Here is a 15,558-nt window from a genome sequence, read left to right as displayed (position 1 = left end):
GATTACAGACCCAGCTCGGACAACCCCGGATGATCATCCGGGCGTCGGCCCAGCGGCCAGTGGAACTTGCGTTCGCTTTCCTTGATCGGCATGTCGTTGATGCAGGCGTAACGCTGGAACATCAGGCCGTGCTCGTCGAATTCCCAGTTCTCGTTGCCGTAGGAGCGGAACCAGTTGCCCGAGTCGTCGTGCCATTCGTAGGCGTAACGCACGGCGATGCGGGTGTCGGAATAAGCCCAGAGCTCCTTGATCAGACGGTAATCCAGTTCCTTGGCCCATTTGCGGGTCAGGAACCCTTTGGCTTCTTCGCGGTTGTTGGCGAATTCGGCGCGGTTGCGCCATTTGGTGTCCAGGGTGTAGGCCAGCGACACGCGCTCCGGGTCGCGGGAGTTCCAGCCATCTTCGGCCAGACGAACTTTTTCAATGGCCGATTCACGGTTGAACGGTGGCAATGGCGGACGAACTTCGGCTGCAGTAGACATGTTTGTCTCCCGATCTATTAACAGTTAAACAACTTGTCAGGCTTATTAAGGCGTTACAGGTCCAATAACTTTCGCGCCATGCATTGCGCATTATCGGCGGCACTGTGATCACCCATCACAAGCGCTACGGTAATGGCGCCGTCAATCAGGATCAGCAGCTGCTTGGCCAACAGCTGCGGGTCCTCGGCACCATGTTCGGTACACAGCTCGCACAGGTAGTCGAGCAGCTTTTGTTTGTGGTCTTTGGCGACCAGGCGCACCGGATCCTCGGGATCGCCGGTTTCGCCACTGGTATTGATGAAGGCACAGCCCCGAAAGCCTTCCGAGGCGAACCAGCCCTTGAGTACGGTAAACAGGTTGAGCAGGCGGTCGGCCGGGGTTTCGGCCTGATCGACGGCGCTTCTGTACCAGTGCATCCAGCGCACGTCGCGGCGTTGCAGGGCGGCGACGGTCAACTCCTCCTTGTTGGCGAAGTAGCGGTAGATACTCTTTCTGGAGACACCGGCGGTTTTCACCAGAAGATCCATGCCGGTGGCCGCGATGCCACTTTTGTAGATCAACTTTTCGGTGACATCCAGAATGATGTCTCGGGTCGTGTCGTTGCTTGTGATTTCGTTCATGTGATGAACAGTAGAACGATCGTTCTCCTTGGTCAAGAAATTATTTTACGATCGTTCCCGCGCTCTGCATTCCCACGCAGAACGTAGGAACGATCAATCAGGCGTGAAGACCCGAAGGAGTTGATGGTGTAAGCTCTCGGGTTCTTCGGATTCGACCCATTGCGAGCCCTATGCCGTTGCTTTTCAAACGCTCTCTGCTGCCCAAGTTGCGCAGCTTTCCGCTGACCGCCGAGGCCGTGACCATTCTGTCCGGTGCCGCCGAGTTCCGCCGTTGCCTGCTGGAGAAAATCGCCCAGGCGACCCAGCGCATCTACCTCGTCGCGCTCTATCTGCAAAACGATGAGGCCGGCCAGGAAATTCTCGAGGCCTTGCACGCCGCCAAACTCAAGCGTCCCGAGCTTGAAATTGTTGTGGTCGTCGACTGGCTGCGCGCCCAGCGCGGCTTGATCGGTGCCGGCAAGCAACCGGGCAACGCCGCCTGGTATCAGGAGATGACCCGCACCCACCAGAGCGTGGTGCCGGTTTATGGCGTGCCGGTGCAGACCCGCGAGCTGTTCGGCGTGCTGCACCTGAAGGGCTTCGTGATCGACGATTGCGTGGTCTACAGCGGCGCCAGCCTGAACAACGTCTACCTGCACAAGTTCGACAAGTATCGCTTTGACCGTTATCACGTGTTGCAGAACCGTGAATTGGCGGACTCCATGCACCACCTGGTCAAGCACGGCCTGATCGAATCCAAAGCGGTGCATCGCCTCGACCTGCCGAACCTGCCGACCACCCGCAGCCTGCGCAACGACATCGGCGACCTGCGCAGCCGTCTCAAATACGCCGCGTATGACACCAGTGCCGGCAGCACGGCGCATGCCGGCCTGACGGTCAGCCCGTTGCTCGGTGTGGGCAAGAACAATCCGCTGAACCGGGTGATTCTGGAACTGATTGCCAGCGCCCAGAAGCAACTGACCATCTGCACACCGTACTTCAACCTGCCGCTGGGGGTGATCCGCGAGATCAACCGGGCGCTGGCCCGTGGTGTGAAGATCGATATCGTTGTCGGCGACAAGACCGCCAACGACTTCTACATTCCGCCGACCGAGCCATTCAAGGTGATCGCCGCGCTGCCGTATCTCTACGAGATCAGCCTGCGCCGTTTCGCCAAGCGCCATCAGCGCAACATCGACAGCGGCCAGTTGAACCTGCATCTGTGGCGTGAGGGCGACAACAGCTATCACCTCAAGGGCATGTGGATCGACCAGCGCTACACGCTGCTGACCGGCAACAACCTCAACCCGCGGGCGTTCCGTCTCGACCTGGAAAACGCGTTGTTGATCGATGACCCGAAAGGCGAGTGGCTGGAACCGCGCCGCCTTGAGCTGGAAAACATCTTCGAACACACCACGCGGATCGAGCGATTCCAGGACTTGGAAGCCTTGGCGGACTACCCGGCCGGGGTGGCCAAGTTCCTCAAGCGCGTGAGCCGGGTGCGGGTCGAGCGGTTGCTCTATCGCATCCTCTAACGCACAGAGTTTTCAGCGTCGCTAAAAATGTCTTCGCGAGCAAGCCCGCTCCCACACTGATCTTCGCTGAGCACAATTTTGTGTTCAACAAAGACCCTGTGTGGGAGCGGGCTTGCTCGCGAAGGCGGCAGAACAGGCGCTACACGTCTCAGTTCAGACCGAGCTTGCCACGCAACGTCGACAGGTCTTCCGCCAGGGTATTGACCGGGCCCACCAGCGCCTTGCGGTCGTTGTCCTTCACCTTGTCGTAAGTCTCGAAACCACCGTCCCTGGTCTTGTACTTGGCCAGGATCTTGTCCACGGTGGCGAAGTTCTTGTCGACTTTGGCCGCAAACGCCTTGTCCTGCTTCTCGATCTGCGGACGGAACAGGTCGACGATTTTCTTCGCGCCGTCGATGTTGCCCTGGAAGTCATAGAGATCGGTGTGGCTGTAACGGTCTTCCTCACCGGAGATCTTGGTGGCGGCGACTTCTTCCAGCAGTGCGGCAGCACCGCCGACGACTTTCTCGGGCGGGAAGGTCAGGCCGGCGACGCGGGTCTGCAGGTCCTGGACGTCTTTATCCAGCTTGTCGGCCAGATCGTTCAGGCCCTGGGTGCTTTTTTCCGAGAACAACGAGTACTCGAGGCGGTGAAAACCGGTGAAGTCTTCAGCCTTCACGCCTTTTTCGTGGTCGTCGACGCGGGAGTCGATGGATGCATCGAGGTCACTGAACAGCTCGGCAATCGGCTCGATCGACTCGTAGTAGACGCGTGTTGGCGCATAGAGCTTTTGTGCGGTGGCCAGGTCGCCCTTTTTCACGGCATCGGTGAATTGCCTGGTGTGGGTGCCCAGTTGGTCCAGTTGCTCGGTGACGTAGATCTTGTAGTCCGAAACCGGCCCGACCAGATCCAGCGGCGCGGTCGCCGCGAACGCCGACAGCGGGGTGTTGAGTAGACCAAGGGTCAGCAATAACGCGATGGGCGTCTTTTTCATGGGGGCGGCTCCTGTTGAATGCTATGCAGTTGTTTTTGGTTGGGTAGCGTTGAGCAGCGAGCGACCGATGAAATCCTTGTCGCCCGTCACACCCGGCAGGGTGAAGAAGTAACCGCCGCCGACCGGCTTGAGGTATTCCTCCAGCGGCTCGCCGTTGAGGCGGGTCTGAACGGTGATGAAGCCTTTTTCCAGATCGGCCTGGTAGCAGATGAACAACAGGCCCATGTCGAGCTGGCCGTTCTTGTTCACGCCGTTGGAATAGTTGAACGGCCGGCGCAGGATCAGATTGGCCTGGGTCGCGGCGGTGCGCGGGTTGGCCAGACGGATGTGCGCGTCGAGCTTGGTCAGCTTGCCTTCCGGGTCCTTGCTGTAGTCCGGGACTTCGGTTTCATGGCTGGCGCCCATTGGCGCGCCGGTGGTTTTCACCCGGCCGATGATGCTTTCCTGCTCCTGTAACGGCGTGCGGTCCCAGCGTTCGACGAAGTTGCGGATGATCCGCACCGCCTGATAACTGCCGTGGACGGCCCAGGCCGGTTCGTCGCTGCCCGGTTGCACCCAGACGATACGGTCCATGGCCTTGTCGTCGTTGGAATCCGGGTTGGCCGAGCCGTCGCGAAAACCCAGGAAGTTACGCGCCGATTGCGCCGGCACACCGGGTTTGGCCGGGGCTTGCGGCGGCACGCTGCCTTCCTGTTTCCAGCGCACCAGCAGCAGGTCCGGCAGGTTTTTCACGATGTCGCGCAGGGCGTGAATGTTGGTGTCGGCGGTGTTGGAGCAGAACTGCAGGCTCAAGTCGCCGTGACAGCAATCGGCTTCCAGCGCATCGTTGGGGAAGCCGACCATGCGGATCAGGCGCTTGGGCTTGGCAGCGGCGAGGCCGAAACGCTCGTCGAACAGCGATTCGCCTACCGACACGGTGATGGTCAGGTTGTCCGGGGTGACCACCGGGCCGAGGATGCCGGAATCCGGCGGCGGCAGCTTCGGATCGATCTGCGCCACCGGCCCGCCCTTCATCAGGAACGCGATGCGCTCGTTGAGGGTGCGGAACAGGCGTTCGAGGTCTTCACGGTCGCTGGCCAGTACATCGAATGACACCAGCATGCCGGACGCCGGACGCGGGGTGACAATGCCGGTCTGGTGTACGCCATGAAAGTCGTGATGATCCTGGGTCTTGTCGCTGCTCGGTGCTTCGGTGACTTGCGCGGGTACGGCGGCCATGGCCGGGCAGCTCAGGGCGGTGCCGGCCAGTGCGACGCCGGCGGCGCCCATCCCCATCAGTACGCGACGGCGTTGCAGGTTGAAGTGTTCGGAATCGTTCATCGGTATTCGTCTTCTATTTACAGGCCGGAGAGGCCGAGGGCGGGATCGATGCCGTCGAGGGCGTCGGCCAGGGTCTTGGCCTTGTCGGCGATCTGTTTGCGTTGTTCACCGCTGACGGTGTCGTAACTGGCGTAGCCATCCTTGACCTTGAAGCCGTTCAGGGTGTTGTCGAAATCAGTCAGCGCGCTGTCGATTTTCGGCAGCAGTTCGGCGGCGGATTTGCTCAGCAGCGGCCGCAGCAGTTCGACGACTTTGTGCGCGGTCTCCAGATTGGCTGCGAAACCGTTGAGATCGCTGTGGCTGTAGCGTTCCTCTTCGCCGCTGGCGGCGCGCCCGTCGGCCAGGGTGTTGAGGTTGCGCACGAGGATTTCCACCAGTTGCTCCGGCGGCAGCGATTGGGCCAGCAACTGTTGTTTCAGCGTGTTGACGTCGCCCAACAGGCGTTCGGCAACCGGCGACAGGCCGTCGAGACTGCGTTGCTGGAACAGCGCGTATTCGATGCGATGGAAACCGACAAAGGCCGGATCCTGCTCGCGTTTTTCGAAGTAATCGGCGCGGGCGTTGATGCTGTTGTCCAGTTCCGCCAGGCGTTGTGCGGCCGGGGCCAGACGCTGATACGCGGCACGGGCCGGCAAATACGCCGCTTGGGCCTGGGCCAGATCACCGCGGGTGATTGCCTGGTTGAGCGCCGTGACAGCTCTGATCAGCGCGCTGCCCTGAGTGGCCAGATAAACCCGGAACTCCGACAGCGGCCCGACGAAAGCGACCATCGACGGCTTGGCCTTGGCGGCGGCGTCGGAAGCGGCGGTCGGCGTGACATGCAGCACGCCGCGCGGATTGCTCAGCAACCCGCAGGTGATGGCGTAGTCGCCGGGTTGCAGGTTGGCGTTGATCACCTGGCTCAGGCCCGGCGCGATGTTCTCGCGTTCCTCGATCACCAGCACGCCGTCGAGGATTTCCCATTCCACCGCCCGGTCGGAGCGGTTGACGATGCGGAAACTGGCGCGCCCGGCGGGTACGCTCAGCTCGTTCGGCTCGCAACTGCCGGGGTGGATGTTGACCACCACTTCGTCATGATTGTGCTGACGTTTGGCCGCGGCCATTTTCGAGGCGTAGTAGAACAGGCCGCCGGCGGCGATCATCACGACCACCGAACCGGCCACCGCCCAGCGCAAGGCGCGGGGAGGCGAGGCCTGAGGGATATTAGGCTTTGACATGGAGGCCCTTATTGGCTGGACACGGAATTCGAGGCGGCGGCTTTGGGTGCAGGGGCGGGAGCCGGATAGAAGAACATCACCAGCGCCACTACCAGATAGATCAGATACGCACCGAGGGTGCTGACGGTCGGGGCATCCTGATAACCGAACATGCCGGCCAGCACCGAGCCCAGCGGGCCGTCCATCGGCAACGTCGCGCTGAAGTCGAAGAGCACGGTTTGCAGGTGATTCCAGACCCCGGCTTCGTGCAGCGCCTGCACCGAGTTGGAGAGAATCCCGGCAGCGACCACCAGGATGAACAGTCCGGTCCAGCGGAAGAACGCCGACAGGTTCAGGCGCATGCTGCCGCTGTAGATCAGGAAGCCGACGACGATGGCCAGGATCAGGCCGAGCAGGGCGCCAATCGGTGCGCCCGGGCCTTCGCTCTGCTGGAACACGGCGAGCAGGAAGAACACCGTTTCCAGTCCTTCCCGGGCGACGGCGAAAAACACCATGGCGATCAGGGCGATGACCTGATGCTTCGACGAAGTCAGTGCGTGATCGAGAGAGGCTTGCAGCGAATGTTTGATCGAGCGCGCCACCTTGCGCATCCAGAACACCATGGAACTGAGAATCCCCACGGCGACAAGGCCGACCACGCCTTCAAAGAGTTCCTGCTGTTTTTGCGGGAATTCGGCGCTGACCAGTTCCAGGCCACCGCCGACCAGCAACGCCAGCGCAGCGGCGAGAAACACGCCGATCCATACCGCCGGCATCCACTGGCCACGACCAGTCTGTTGCAGGTAGCTGGCGATAATGCCAACGATCAGCGCGGCTTCAATGCCTTCACGCAGCATGATCAGAAAGGGAACGAGCATTCGGCATCCACTGTGTAACGAAATGAGGTTACAAGTTGTAACATAATGAAAGTCATTCTCACATGCCACTCATTGACATTTACCTGAACGATAGCTGAACAGGCCTGAAGAACAATCATTCTCATGTCAGCCAAAAGCATTTCAGAGCGTGAGCGAGCTGTGTCTCGATGGCTGCGTTAAGATGCCAGCCACTCGAACAACAACAGGATTTGCCTCGATCCATGTCGGAAAAAGACACCATCGCCATTCAACTGGTGCGTGAAGCACTGCAGCAAAGTTGTGCGCCGGGCGTGGCCACGGAGGAAGTCTTGAACAAGGTCGGCATCGATCCGGCGCTGCTGGGCACCGATGACGCCCGCGTGCCGGCCGGTCAATATGCGCGGTTGTGGCGGCTGCTGGCGCGGCGGGGAGACGACGAGTTCTTTGGCATGGACCCGCGCAAGCTGAAGTCCGGCAGCCTGGAATTTCTCTGCCGCAGCGCGATGGCCCAACCGAATCTGGCGGCCGGGCTGAGCAGCGGTTTGAGTTTCCTGTCGCTGATGCTTGAACGCCTGCCGGCACAACTCGTGCACCAGCAAAGCCTGGCGGAGATCGTCCTGCTGGAGGACGACCCCAAGCCGCGCCGCGCCTTCACCTATTTCACTTACTGGATGATCGTCCACGGCGTGGCGTGCTGGCTGGCGGGGCGGCGGATTCCGATCCTGGCCATCGAGTTGCGCTGCCCGGCGCCGGATTTCTGTGATGACTATCGGGTGATGTTCTCCGAGAACCTGCGTTTCGACCGGCCGCGCACGCGGATGATTTTCGCCGCCGACGTGCTGGATCTGCCGATCAAGCGCAGTGCCGAGGAGTTAAAGCGTTTTCTGGCCCATGCCCCGGCGAACATTCTGGTGAAGTACCGCGACCCGGAAAGCCTTGCCAGCCGGATCAAGCAGGATCTGCGGCAGTTGCCCGCCGAACAGTGGCCGGAAACCGAAGCCCTGGCCCAGCAACTGTGCATGTCGGCCTCGACCCTGCGTCGGCGTCTGGCGGAAGAGGGGCAGACGTATCAAGGCCTCAAGGACAGCGTGCGCAAGGAATTGGCGATTACCTGGCTGGCAGAGCCTGCGATCAGTTTTGCCGAGATCGCCACGCGGCTGGGGTTTGCCGATGCGAGCTCGTTCTACAAGGCGTTTCGCAAGTGGTCGGGAACCAATCCGGGGCACTATCGCAGCTTGATATTGAATGAGGCCGTCTGATCCGGCCCCATCGCCAGCAGGCTGGCTCCCACATTTGAAACGCGCTCTCCTGTGGGAGCCAGCCTGCTGGCGATAGGGCCAGTCAAGGCAACACACCCTTTGAACCTTGGCCAAACCAGTCATCCACTTTGAGGGCTTTGACCATTGCCGCAACCGGCGTGCGGCGCGAGTATTCCTCTGTTGTTTACGGTTCCCCAACCTAATAAGAACAGAGGGATTCTGGCAATGCGCGATTACTTGTCTGCCACCGCACAGTTTGATTATCAGCACACCGTGGACGCCGCACTCAGCGGCTCGCTCGAGGCGCTCAACGCCTGCGTCGAATGTTGTGACCGTCACGCCTTGCCGGGGCGCATCGCGCTGTTCTGGGAAGGTCGCGACGGCGCCAGTGCGACGTACACCTTCAGCGACCTGCAGGACAAAGCCGCGCGCTTCGCCAATTTCCTTCTCGCCCAGGGCGTGCAGAAGGGCGACAAGGTCGCCGGCCTGCTGCCGCGCAATATCGAATTGCTGATCACCGTGTTCGCCACCTGGCGCATCGGCGCGGTGTATCAACCGCTGTTCACCGCGTTCGGCCCCAAAGCCCTCGAACATCGCCTGAACAGTTCCGGCGCCAAAGTCGTGGTCACCGATGCCGTCAACCGGCCCAAGCTCAGTGAAGTCGCCGATTGCCCGACGCTGGTTACCGTCGGCGGCCCGAAAGGCCAGGGCATCGTCCGAGGCGATTTCAGTTTCTGGGCCGAGTTGCCCAACCATTCCAGTGTCTGCGAACCGGTGATGCTGACCGGCGAAGACCCGTTCCTGCTGATGTTCACTTCGGGCACCACCGGTCCGTCGAAAGCACTGTCGGTGCCGCTCAAGGCCATCGTCGCGTTCCAGAGCTACACCCGCGACGCCGTGGATCTGCGCCCGGAAGATGCGTTCTGGAACGTCGCCGATCCGGGCTGGGCCTACGGCATTTATTTTGGCGTGACCGGCCCGTTGTCGATGGGCCATCCGATCACGTTCTACGATGGCCCCTTCACCCTCGAAAGCACTTGCCGGGTGATCAACAAGTACGGGATCACCAACCTCACCGGTTCGCCCACGGCGTATCGTCTGCTGATTGCCGGCGGCGATGAGTTTGCCAAATCGATCAAGGGCAAGTTGCGCATCGTCAGCAGTGCCGGCGAGCCGTTGAACCCGGAAGTGATCCGCTGGTTCGCCGACAACCTCGGCGTGGTCATTCACGACCACTACGGCCAGACCGAACTGGGCATGGTGCTGTGCAACCACCACGGCCTCGAACACCCGATCCACCTCGGCGCTGCCGGTTTCGCCTCGCCGGGCCATCGCATCGTGGTGCTCGATGATCAGTACAACGAGCTCGGCGTCGGTCAGCCCGGCATCCTTGCCATCGACCGCACACAGTCGCCGATGTGCTGGTTCGCCGGTTACGAAGGTGCACCGACCAAGGCCTTCGTCGGCAATTACTACCTGAGCGGCGACACCGTGGAGTGGAACCCGGACGGCAGCATCAGCTTCGTTGGCCGCAGCGATGACGTGATCACCACGTCCGGCTACCGGGTCGGCCCGTTCGACGTTGAAAGCGCCCTGATCGAGCACCCGGCCGTCGTTGAAGCCGCAGTGGTCGGCAAGCCCGACCCCGAGCGCACCGAACTGGTCAAAGCCTTCGTCGTGCTCAACCCGCAATACCGCGCCGAACCGGCGCTGGCCGAAGAACTGCGCCAGCACGTGCGCAAGCGCCTGGCCGCGCACTCGTACCCCCGTGAAATCGAATTTGTCAGCGAGTTGCCGAAAACCCCGAGCGGCAAATTGCAGCGCTTTATCTTGCGCAACCAGGAAATCGCCAAGGCTCAAGAGGCCGCGGCGCACAACGTTTCAGCTTGAATCAGGAAGTCAGTCATGCAGATCGAGAACAAGGTTTTTATCGTCACCGGCGGCGCATCCGGCCTGGGTGCCGCCACCGCTGAGTTGCTGGTGAGCGCCGGCGCCAAAGTGATGCTGGTGGACATGAACGCCGAAGCCGTCGCCGCCCAGGCCCAACGCCTCGGCGCGCAAAGTGTGGTGGCCGACATCAGCAACGAAGCCGCCGCCGAAGCCGCCGTGCAGGCCACGGTAAAAGCCTTCGGCAGCCTCAATGGCCTGGTGAACTGCGCCGGCATTGTTCGTGGCGAGAAGATCCTCGGCAAGAACGGTCCGCATGCGTTGGCGAGCTTCGCCCAGGTGATCAACGTCAACCTGATCGGCAGTTTCAACATGCTGCGTCTGGCGGCAGCCGCGATTGCCGAAAGCGAAGCCAACGCCGACGGCGAGCGCGGCGTGATCATCAACACCGCATCCGTCGCGGCGTTCGACGGCCAGATCGGCCAGGCGGCGTATTCCGCGTCCAAAGGCGCCATCGCCAGCCTGACTCTGCCTGCCGCCCGTGAACTGGCGCGCTTCGGCATCCGCGTGATGACCATCGCCCCGGGCATTTTCGAAACCCCGATGATGGCCGGCATGACCCCGGAAGTGCGCGACTCGCTGGCCGCCGGCGTACCGTTCCCGCCACGCCTGGGCAAACCTGCCGAGTACGCCGCGCTGGTGCGGCATATCATTGAAAACAGCATGCTCAACGGCGAGGTGATCCGTCTCGACGGTGCCTTGCGCATGGCCGCCAAGTAAGGAGGATTTTTTCATGACCATCTCCAACGATCCGATTGTCATCGTCAGCGCCGTCCGCACCCCGATGGGCGGTTTTCAGGGCGAACTGAAAAGCCTGACCGCGCCGCAACTGGGCGCCGCTGCAATCAAGGCGGCGGTTGAGCGTGCCGGTGTGGCCGCCGATGCGGTCGATGAAGTGTTGTTCGGCTGCGTACTGCCGGCCGGGCTCGGCCAGGCGCCTGCGCGTCAGGCTGCGCTGGGCGCCGGGCTGGATAAATCCACTCGCTGCACCACCGTCAACAAGATGTGCGGCTCGGGCATGGAAACCACCATTCTGGCTCACGACATGTTGATGGCCGGCAGCGCCGATGTGGTGATCGCCGGCGGCATGGAAAGCATGTCCAACGCGCCGTACCTGCTGGACCGCGCCCGTGCCGGTTATCGCATGGGCCACGGCCGGGTGCTGGACTCGATGTTCCTCGACGGCCTCGAAGACGCTTACGACAAGGGCCGCCTGATGGGCACCTTCGCCGAGGATTGCGCCGAAACCAACGACTTCAGCCGCGAGGCTCAGGACGCTTTCGCCATCGCTTCGACCACCCGTGCCCAGCAGGCAATCAAGGACGGCAGCTTCAAGGCCGAGATCGTTCCGCTGACCGTGACCGTCGGCAAAGAACAGGTTGTGATCAGCAACGACGAGCAGCCGCCAAAAGCCAAGCTGGACAAGATCGCGTCACTGAAACCGGCGTTCCGCGAGGGCGGCACTGTGACCGCCGCCAATTCCAGCTCGATCTCCGACGGCGCCGCCGCACTGGTGCTGATGCGCCAGTCGCAAGCGCAGAAGCAAGGTCTGAAACTATTGGCGGTGATTCACGGCCACGCCGCGTTTGCCGACACTCCGGGCCTGTTCCCGGTGGCACCGATTGGCGCGATCAAGAAGCTGATGAAGAAGACCGGCTGGTCGCTGGATCAGGTCGATCTGTTTGAAGTCAACGAAGCCTTCGCCGTGGTCGGCATGGCGGCGATGACCCACCTGGAAATTCCTCACGACAAGCTCAACATCCACGGTGGCGCCTGCGCCCTGGGCCATCCGATCGGTGCCTCCGGTGCGCGGATTCTGGTGACCTTGCTCTCGGCCCTGCGCCAGAAAGGCCTGAAACGCGGCGTTGCGGCAATCTGCATCGGCGGCGGCGAAGCCACGGCGATGGCTGTCGAGTGCCTCTACTAAAGCTCGCGCATCTCGAATTGTGGGAGCGGGCTTGCTCGCGAAAGCGTCCTGTCAGCCAACACTCACTGTGCTGATCCACCGCTTTCGCGAGCAAGCCCGCTCCCACAGGGGATAGACGGTGCCAATGAATAAGGATTTGCCATGATTCCCAATGACGACCAACAACAAATCCGCGACATGGCCCGGCAGTTTGCCGAGGAACGGCTCAAACCGTTTGCCGCCGAGTGGGATCGCGAACACCGCTTCCCGAAAGAAGCCATCGGCGAAATGGCCGGGCTGGGCTTCTTCGGCATGCTGGTGCCGGAGCAGTGGGGCGGTTGCGACACCGGTTATCTGGCCTACGCCATGGCGCTGGAAGAAATCGCCGCCGGCGACGGCGCCTGCTCGACGATCATGAGCGTGCACAACTCGGTGGGTTGTGTGCCGATCCTCAAGTTCGGCAACGACGACCAGCGTGAACGTTTCCTCAAACCGCTGGCCAGCGGCGAGATGCTCGGTGCCTTCGCGCTGACCGAACCCCAGGCCGGCTCCGACGCCAGCAGCCTGAAAACCCGTGCGCGGCTGGAAGGCGATCACTACGTGCTCAACGGCTGCAAACAGTTCATCACCTCCGGGCAGAACGCCGGGGTTGTGATCGTGTTTGCGGTCACCGATCCGAGTGCCGGCAAGCGCGGGATCAGCGCCTTTATCGTGCCGACCGCCTCGCCGGGCTACAAAGTCGCTCGCGTCGAAGACAAGCTCGGCCAGCACGCCTCGGACACCTGCCAGATTCTGTTTGAAGACGTGAAAGTGCCGGTGGCCAACCGGTTGGGCGAGGAGGGCGAGGGCTACAGGATTGCTCTGGCCAACCTCGAAGGCGGACGCGTCGGCATCGCTTCGCAATCGGTGGGCATGGCCCGTGCCGCGTTCGAAGCCGCCCGTGATTACGCCCGCGAGCGTGACACCTTCGGCAAGCCGATCATCGAGCATCAAGCCGTGGCGTTCCGTCTGGCGGACATGGCCACTCAGATCGCCGTGGCGCGGCAGATGGTGCATTACGCCGCCGCCCTGCGTGACAGCGGTCAGCCGGCGCTGGTCGAGGCGTCGATGGCCAAGTTGTTCGCCTCGGAAATGGCCGAGAAGGTCTGCTCCATGGCCTTGCAAACCCTGGGCGGTTACGGTTACCTCAACGACTTCCCGCTGGAGCGCATCTACCGCGACGTGCGGGTTTGCCAGATCTACGAAGGCACCAGCGACATTCAGCGCATGGTCATTTCGCGCAATCTTTGAGAAGGAATCTGCACATGAGTTACGAAACGATTTTGCTGGAAACCCACGGCCGCGTCGGCCTGATCACCCTCAATCGCCCGCAGGCGCTCAATGCCCTCAACGCGCAACTGGTCAGCGAAGTGAACCGCGCCCTCGATGGCCTGGAAGCCGATGCGAACATCGGCTGCATCGTCATCACCGGTTCGAAAAAAGCCTTCGCCGCCGGCGCCGACATCAAGGAAATGGCCGAACTGACCTATCCGCAGATCTACATGGACGATCTGTTCAGTGACAGCGACCGCGTGGCCAACCGCCGCAAGCCGATCATCGCGGCGGTCAACGGTTTTGCCCTCGGCGGTGGCTGCGAACTGGCGCTGATGTGCGACTTCATCCTGGCCGGCGACAACGCCAAATTCGGCCAGCCGGAAATCAACCTCGGTGTGCTGCCGGGCATGGGCGGCACCCAGCGCCTGACCCGCGCCGTGGGCAAGGCCAAAGCCATGGAAATGTGCCTGAGCGGGCGTTTGATCGACGCGGTGGAAGCCGAACGCTGCGGCATCGTCGCTCGGATCGTGCCGAGTGATGAACTGCTGGACGAAGCGCTGAAAGTCGCGGCGGTGATCGCCAGCAAATCGCTGCCGATTGCGATGATGGTCAAGGAAAGCGTCAACCGCGCGTTCGAAGTGAACCTGACCGAAGGCGTGCGCTTCGAGCGCCGGGTGTTCCATGCGGCGTTTGCGACGCAGGATCAGAAGGAAGGGATGGCGGCGTTTGTGGCCAAACGGCCTGCCGAGTTCCAGGGCAAATAACGCGGCGCCCTCAAGAGCCCCCTCACCCTAACCCTCCCGAAACGTCGGACCGCCCGGAGGGAGAGGGGACTGACCGGGTTGTACTCGGGAGTTACGCCGACCTGAATTACCGAGTCGAACTCAGGCTGTAAAAAGCATGTAGTCCGCTATCCATAATCGACGCGATCTTTCAGGTCGATGTATGACGCCAGACACCTCGGTCAGCTCCCTCTCCTGGGGGAGAGGGCTGGGGTGAGGGGGCAGGCGTTACTCGGTTACAACTGATAGTTCTTCAACTCCCGAGCAATCACCATCCGCTGTATCTCGCTCGACCCCTCATAAATCTGGGTAATCCGTGCATCCCGGTAGTACTTCTCAACCGGATAATCCTCCAGATACCCATACCCGCCATGAATCTGAATCGCTGACGAACACACCTTCTCGGCCATTTCCGAAGCAAACAGCTTGGCCTGCGAAGCCTCCGACAGACAGGGTTTGCCCGCCGTGCGCAGCCGCGCCGCGTGCAGGATCATCAAGCGCGCCGCGTTGATCTGCATCTGCATGTCCGCCAGCAGGTTGGCGATGCTCTGGTGCTCGACGATGGCTTTGCCGAACTGCACCCGATCACGGGCGTAACCCAGCGCCGCTTCGAACGCTGCACGGGCGATGCCCAAGGCTTGCGCCGCGATGCCGATGCGTCCGCCTTCCAGGTTGGAGAGGGCGATCGCCAGGCCTTTGCCGCGTTCGCCCAGCAGGTTCGCTTCAGGAATGCTGCAGTTGTTCAGCGTTACGGCACAGGTGTCGGAAGCGCGGATGCCCATCTTGTGTTCGGTACGGTCAACGATGAAGCCCGGCGTATCGGTCGGCACGAGAAACGCCGAGATCCCACGCTTGCCCAGATCCGGATCGGTCACCGCAAACACGATCGCCAGTTTCGCCCGCTTGCCGTTGCTGACAAATTGCTTGGCGCCGTTGATCACCCATTGCCCGTCGCGCAGTTCGGCGCGGGTGCGCAGGTTGTGCGCTTCGGAGCCGGCCTGGGGTTCGGTCAGGCAGAAGCAGCCGATTACTGCGCCGGTAGCCAGATCCGCCAGCCAGGTCTGTTTCTGTTCTTCGCTGCCGTAATTGAGCACCGGCCCGCAGCCCACCGAGTTGTGGATGCTCATGAAGGCGCCGGTGGCGCCGTCGCCGGCGGAAATCTCTTCCACCGCCAGCGCATAGGCTACGTAGTCGACATAGGTGCCGCCCCATTCCTCCGGTACCACCATGCCCAGCAGGCCAAGTTCGCCCATCTTCGCCACAAGACCGTCATCGATCCAGCCGGCCTTTTCCCAGGCTTGCGCGTGGGGGGCGATTTCGCCACGGGCAAAGTCCCGGGCCATGTCGCGGATCATGACCTGGTCTTCAGTCAATTCGAGATCGTGCAT

Annotated in this window: 14 protein-coding genes; 7 read left to right on the top strand and 7 right to left on the bottom strand. The window is 61.8% G+C overall.

All coding sequences use genetic code 11. The annotated features are described in order from the left end of the window. Nucleotides 1–2 precede the first annotated feature (2 nt). Both NE357_RS14825 and NE357_RS14820 read right to left on the bottom strand, forming a co-directional pair. A complete protein-coding gene (locus NE357_RS14825) occupies nt 3–482 on the bottom strand; it encodes a nuclear transport factor 2 family protein (protein WP_007951263.1) in 480 nt (159 codons plus the stop codon). Nucleotides 483–535: 53 nt separating this feature from the next. After that, nucleotides 536–1,102 (bottom strand): TetR/AcrR family transcriptional regulator, encoded by a 567-nt coding sequence (locus NE357_RS14820; protein ID WP_007951264.1) that lies wholly within the window; start codon nt 1,100–1,102, stop codon nt 536–538. Between the two features lie 170 nt (nt 1,103–1,272). Here NE357_RS14820 and pssA point away from each other — a divergent pair, with 170 nt between their 5' ends. Next, nucleotides 1,273–2,616, top strand: a complete 1,344-nt coding sequence (gene pssA, locus NE357_RS14815) for a CDP-diacylglycerol--serine O-phosphatidyltransferase (RefSeq protein ID WP_169430508.1) — start codon at nt 1,273–1,275, stop codon at nt 2,614–2,616. Between the two features lie 148 nt (nt 2,617–2,764). Here the strand turns inward: pssA and efeO (NE357_RS14810) are convergent, their stop codons facing one another. The 4 genes from efeO (NE357_RS14810) to efeU are packed head-to-tail and all read right to left on the bottom strand — an operon-like array spanning nt 2,765 to nt 6,983. Further along, the gene (gene efeO / locus NE357_RS14810) at nt 2,765–3,589 is read right to left on the bottom strand and encodes an iron uptake system protein EfeO (RefSeq protein WP_169430507.1); all 825 of its coding nucleotides are present in this window, start codon (nt 3,587–3,589) and stop codon (nt 2,765–2,767) included. 21 nt (nt 3,590–3,610) lie between these two features. Beyond that, a complete protein-coding gene (gene efeB, locus NE357_RS14805) occupies nt 3,611–4,909 on the bottom strand; it encodes an iron uptake transporter deferrochelatase/peroxidase subunit (protein ID WP_169430506.1) in 1,299 nt (432 codons plus the stop codon). Nucleotides 4,910–4,926: 17 nt separating this feature from the next. Beyond that, nucleotides 4,927–6,126, bottom strand: a complete 1,200-nt coding sequence (efeO, locus tag NE357_RS14800) for an iron uptake system protein EfeO (protein WP_169430505.1) — start codon at nt 6,124–6,126, stop codon at nt 4,927–4,929. 8 nt (nt 6,127–6,134) lie between these two features. Then, entirely contained in the window at nt 6,135–6,983 is an 849-nt protein-coding gene (gene efeU, locus NE357_RS14795; protein WP_169430504.1) for an iron uptake transporter permease EfeU, read from the bottom strand. Nucleotides 6,984–7,204: 221 nt separating this feature from the next. On the opposite strand from efeU, the gene NE357_RS14790 reads away from it, so the two are divergent. From NE357_RS14790 to NE357_RS14765, 6 genes are all read left to right on the top strand, one after another. Continuing rightward, a complete protein-coding gene (locus tag NE357_RS14790) occupies nt 7,205–8,221 on the top strand; it encodes an AraC family transcriptional regulator (protein ID WP_169430503.1) in 1,017 nt (338 codons plus the stop codon). A 225-nt stretch (nt 8,222–8,446) separates the two neighbouring features. Beyond that, a complete protein-coding gene (locus tag NE357_RS14785) occupies nt 8,447–10,111 on the top strand; it encodes an AMP-binding protein (RefSeq protein ID WP_169430502.1) in 1,665 nt (554 codons plus the stop codon). A 15-nt stretch (nt 10,112–10,126) separates the two neighbouring features. Further along, nucleotides 10,127–10,888: an SDR family NAD(P)-dependent oxidoreductase gene (locus NE357_RS14780; protein WP_169430501.1), complete on the top strand. Its 762-nt coding sequence runs from the start codon at nt 10,127–10,129 to the stop codon at nt 10,886–10,888. 13 nt (nt 10,889–10,901) lie between these two features. Then, a complete protein-coding gene (locus NE357_RS14775; protein WP_169430500.1) occupies nt 10,902–12,095 on the top strand; it encodes an acetyl-CoA C-acyltransferase in 1,194 nt (397 codons plus the stop codon). 141 nt (nt 12,096–12,236) lie between these two features. After that, nucleotides 12,237–13,364: an acyl-CoA dehydrogenase gene (locus NE357_RS14770; protein ID WP_169430499.1), complete on the top strand. Its 1,128-nt coding sequence runs from the start codon at nt 12,237–12,239 to the stop codon at nt 13,362–13,364. Between the two features lie 14 nt (nt 13,365–13,378). Further along, nucleotides 13,379–14,152, top strand: a complete 774-nt coding sequence (locus NE357_RS14765; RefSeq protein WP_169430498.1) for an enoyl-CoA hydratase — start codon at nt 13,379–13,381, stop codon at nt 14,150–14,152. A 254-nt stretch (nt 14,153–14,406) separates the two neighbouring features. Here the strand turns inward: NE357_RS14765 and NE357_RS14760 are convergent, their stop codons facing one another. Next, complete coding sequence (locus tag NE357_RS14760; protein WP_169430497.1) at nt 14,407–15,558, bottom strand: acyl-CoA dehydrogenase family protein; 1,152 nt, start codon at nt 15,556–15,558, stop codon at nt 14,407–14,409.

This window comes from Pseudomonas sp. G7(2022), assembly GCF_052660475.1.
This window is presented reverse-complemented; position numbering and strand designations above follow the sequence as displayed.

What these genes read in the sequence shown, in the direction of transcription:
- NE357_RS14825 (WP_007951263.1), bottom strand. Translation starts at nt 482, where the DNA reads ATGTCTACTGCAGCCGAAGTTCGTCCGCCATTGCCACCGTTCAACCGT.
- NE357_RS14820 (WP_007951264.1), bottom strand. Translation starts at nt 1,102, where the DNA reads ATGAACGAAATCACAAGCAACGACACGACCCGAGACATCATTCTGGAT.
- pssA (WP_169430508.1), top strand. Translation starts at nt 1,273, where the DNA reads ATGCCGTTGCTTTTCAAACGCTCTCTGCTGCCCAAGTTGCGCAGCTTT.
- efeO (WP_169430507.1), bottom strand. Translation starts at nt 3,589, where the DNA reads ATGAAAAAGACGCCCATCGCGTTATTGCTGACCCTTGGTCTACTCAAC.
- efeB (WP_169430506.1), bottom strand. Translation starts at nt 4,909, where the DNA reads ATGAACGATTCCGAACACTTCAACCTGCAACGCCGTCGCGTACTGATG.
- efeO (WP_169430505.1), bottom strand. Translation starts at nt 6,126, where the DNA reads ATGTCAAAGCCTAATATCCCTCAGGCCTCGCCTCCCCGCGCCTTGCGC.
- efeU (WP_169430504.1), bottom strand. Translation starts at nt 6,983, where the DNA reads ATGCTCGTTCCCTTTCTGATCATGCTGCGTGAAGGCATTGAAGCCGCG.
- NE357_RS14790 (WP_169430503.1), top strand. Translation starts at nt 7,205, where the DNA reads ATGTCGGAAAAAGACACCATCGCCATTCAACTGGTGCGTGAAGCACTG.
- NE357_RS14785 (WP_169430502.1), top strand. Translation starts at nt 8,447, where the DNA reads ATGCGCGATTACTTGTCTGCCACCGCACAGTTTGATTATCAGCACACC.
- NE357_RS14780 (WP_169430501.1), top strand. Translation starts at nt 10,127, where the DNA reads ATGCAGATCGAGAACAAGGTTTTTATCGTCACCGGCGGCGCATCCGGC.
- NE357_RS14775 (WP_169430500.1), top strand. Translation starts at nt 10,902, where the DNA reads ATGACCATCTCCAACGATCCGATTGTCATCGTCAGCGCCGTCCGCACC.
- NE357_RS14770 (WP_169430499.1), top strand. Translation starts at nt 12,237, where the DNA reads ATGATTCCCAATGACGACCAACAACAAATCCGCGACATGGCCCGGCAG.
- NE357_RS14765 (WP_169430498.1), top strand. Translation starts at nt 13,379, where the DNA reads ATGAGTTACGAAACGATTTTGCTGGAAACCCACGGCCGCGTCGGCCTG.
- NE357_RS14760 (WP_169430497.1), bottom strand. Translation starts at nt 15,558, where the DNA reads ATGCACGATCTCGAATTGACTGAAGACCAGGTCATGATCCGCGACATG.